Consider the following 3,437-nt stretch of genomic DNA (forward strand, 5'->3'; position numbering starts at 1 on the left):
AAAACAAAACCCCAACTGCTTTCGCAATTGGGGTTTCGGAATTTAATCTTGACGATGACCTACTCTCACATGGGGAAACCCCACACTACCATCGGCGATGCATCGTTTCACTGCTGAGTTCGGGATGGGATCAGGTGGTTCCAACGCTCTATGGTCGTCAAGAAATTCGGGTACTGACTCGCGACCTGTTGGCCTCGCTTCAGCAAATTGGGTATGTGACAGCTGTCGGTGTTTTGTGAACATCGAACTTTCGGTTCGTTTCGTCTTCACACACCGCAATCTGGCTTTCAAGCGCAAATTGCTTGGGTGTTATATGGTCAAGCCTCACGGGCAATTAGTATTGGTTAGCTCAACGCCTCACAGCGCTTACACACCCAACCTATCAACGTCGTAGTCTTCGACGGCCCTTCAGGGAACTCAAGGTTCCAGTGAGATCTCATCTTGAGGCAAGTTTCCCGCTTAGATGCTTTCAGCGGTTATCTTTCCCGAACATAGCTACCCGGCAATGCCACTGGCGTGACAACCGGAACACCAGAGGTTCGTCCACTCCGGTCCTCTCGTACTAGGAGCAGCCCCTCTCAAATCTCAAACGTCCACGGCAGATAGGGACCGAACTGTCTCACGACGTTCTAAACCCAGCTCGCGTACCACTTTAAATGGCGAACAGCCATACCCTTGGGACCGGCTTCAGCCCCAGGATGTGATGAGCCGACATCGAGGTGCCAAACACCGCCGTCGATATGAACTCTTGGGCGGTATCAGCCTGTTATCCCCGGAGTACCTTTTATCCGTTGAGCGATGGCCCTTCCATACAGAACCACCGGATCACTAAGACCTACTTTCGTACCTGCTCGACGTGTCTGTCTCGCAGTCAAGCGCGCTTTTGCCTTTATACTCTACGACCGATTTCCGACCGGTCTGAGCGCACCTTCGTACTCCTCCGTTACTCTTTAGGAGGAGACCGCCCCAGTCAAACTACCCACCATACACTGTCCTCGATCCGGATAACGGACCTGAGTTAGAACCTCAAAGTTGCCAGGGTGGTATTTCAAGGATGGCTCCACGCGAACTGGCGTCCACGCTTCAAAGCCTCCCACCTATCCTACACAAGCAAATTCAAAGTCCAGTGCAAAGCTATAGTAAAGGTTCACGGGGTCTTTCCGTCTAGCCGCGGATACACTGCATCTTCACAGCGATTTCAATTTCACTGAGTCTCGGGTGGAGACAGCGCCGCCATCGTTACGCCATTCGTGCAGGTCGGAACTTACCCGACAAGGAATTTCGCTACCTTAGGACCGTTATAGTTACGGCCGCCGTTTACCGGGGCTTCGATCAAGAGCTTCGCGTTAGCTAACCCCATCAATTAACCTTCCGGCACCGGGCAGGCGTCACACCCTATACGTCCACTTTCGTGTTTGCAGAGTGCTGTGTTTTTAATAAACAGTCGCAGCGGCCTGGTATCTTCGACCGGCATGAGCTTACGGAGCAAGTCCTTCACCCTCACCGGCGCACCTTCTCCCGAAGTTACGGTGCCATTTTGCCTAGTTCCTTCACCCGAGTTCTCTCAAGCGCCTTGGTATTCTCTACCCAACCACCTGTGTCGGTTTGGGGTACGGTTCCTGGTTACCTGAAGCTTAGAAGCTTTTCTTGGAAGCATGGCATCAACCACTTCGTCATCTAAAAGATAACTCGTCATCAGCTCTCGGCCTTGGAATCCCGGATTTACCTAAGATTCCAGCCTACCACCTTAAACTTGGACAACCAACGCCAAGCTGGCCTAGCCTTCTCCGTCCCTCCATCGCAATAACCAGAAGTACAGGAATATTAACCTGTTTTCCATCGACTACGCTTTTCAGCCTCGCCTTAGGGACCGACTAACCCTGCGTCGATTAACGTTGCGCAGGAAACCTTGGTCTTTCGGCGTGGGTGTTTTTCACACCCATTGTCGTTACTCATGTCAGCATTCGCACTTCTGATACCTCCAGCAAGCTTCTCAACTCACCTTCACAGGCTTACAGAACGCTCCTCTACCGCATCACCCGAAGGTGATACCCGTAGCTTCGGTGTATGGTTTGAGCCCCGTTACATCTTCCGCGCAGGCCGACTCGACTAGTGAGCTATTACGCTTTCTTTAAAGGGTGGCTGCTTCTAAGCCAACCTCCTAGCTGTCTAAGCCTTCCCACATCGTTTCCCACTTAACCATAACTTTGGGACCTTAGCTGACGGTCTGGGTTGTTTCCCTTTTCACGACGGACGTTAGCACCCGCCGTGTGTCTCCCATGCTCGGCACTTGTAGGTATTCGGAGTTTGCATCGGTTTGGTAAGTCGGGATGACCCCCTAGCCGAAACAGTGCTCTACCCCCTACAGTGATACATGAGGCGCTACCTAAATAGCTTTCGAGGAGAACCAGCTATCTCCGAGCTTGATTAGCCTTTCACTCCGATCCACAGGTCATCCGCTAACTTTTCAACGGTAGTCGGTTCGGTCCTCCAGTTAGTGTTACCCAACCTTCAACCTGCCCATGGATAGATCGCCCGGTTTCGGGTCTATTCCCAGCGACTAGACGCCCTATTAAGACTCGCTTTCGCTACGCCTCCCCTATTCGGTTAAGCTCGCCACTGAAAATAAGTCGCTGACCCATTATACAAAAGGTACGCAGTCACCCAACAAAGTGGGCTCCCACTGCTTGTACGCATACGGTTTCAGGATCTATTTCACTCCCCTCTCCGGGGTTCTTTTCGCCTTTCCCTCACGGTACTAGTTCACTATCGGTCAGTCAGTAGTATTTAGCCTTGGAGGATGGTCCCCCCATATTCAGACAAAGTTTCTCGTGCTCCGTCCTACTCGATTTCATTGATAAGAGATTTTCGCGTACAGGGCTATCACCCACTATGGCCGCACTTTCCAGAGCGTTCCGCTAATCTCAAATCAACTTAAGGGCTGGTCCCCGTTCGCTCGCCACTACTAAGGGAATCTCGGTTGATTTCTTTTCCTCAGGGTACTTAGATGTTTCAGTTCCCCTGGTTCGCCTCTTGCACCTATGTATTCAGTACAAGATAACCATCTTATGATGGCTGGGTTCCCCCATTCAGACATCTCCGGATCAAAGTCTGTTTGCCGACTCCCCGAAGCTTTTCGCAGGCTACCACGTCTTTCATCGCCTCTGACTGCCAAGGCATCCACCGTATGCGCTTCTTCACTTGACCATATAACCCCAAGCAATCTGGTTATACTGTGAAGACGACATTCGCCGAAAATTCGAATTTCTCAATTAAGAGAACTCACAAATTTTACCTTAGCCTGAATAAACACCAGTGAAAGTGCTATCCAGTCTATCTTTCTATCACATACCCAAATTTTTAAAGAACGATCTAATCAAAGACTAGAAATCAACATTCATCATCACATCGATGGAATGCTCATTTCTAAGCTTTCA

The 3,437-nt window shown here is 50.6% G+C and carries 2 rRNA genes; both read right to left on the minus strand.

Going from position 1 to position 3,437, the window contains the following annotated elements:
• Positions 1-46: 46 nt before the first annotated feature.
• Positions 47-162: ribosomal RNA gene (gene rrf / locus AACY11_RS28065) — 5S ribosomal RNA — on the minus strand.
• A gap of 151 nt (positions 163-313) precedes the next feature.
• Positions 314-3,207: ribosomal RNA gene (locus tag AACY11_RS28070) — 23S ribosomal RNA — on the minus strand.
• Positions 3,208-3,437: the final 230 nt, after the last annotated feature.

Source organism: Pseudomonas sp. RA_105y_Pfl2_P56 (genome assembly GCF_963970845.1).
GTDB lineage: Bacteria > Pseudomonadota > Gammaproteobacteria > Pseudomonadales > Pseudomonadaceae > Aquipseudomonas > Aquipseudomonas baetica_A.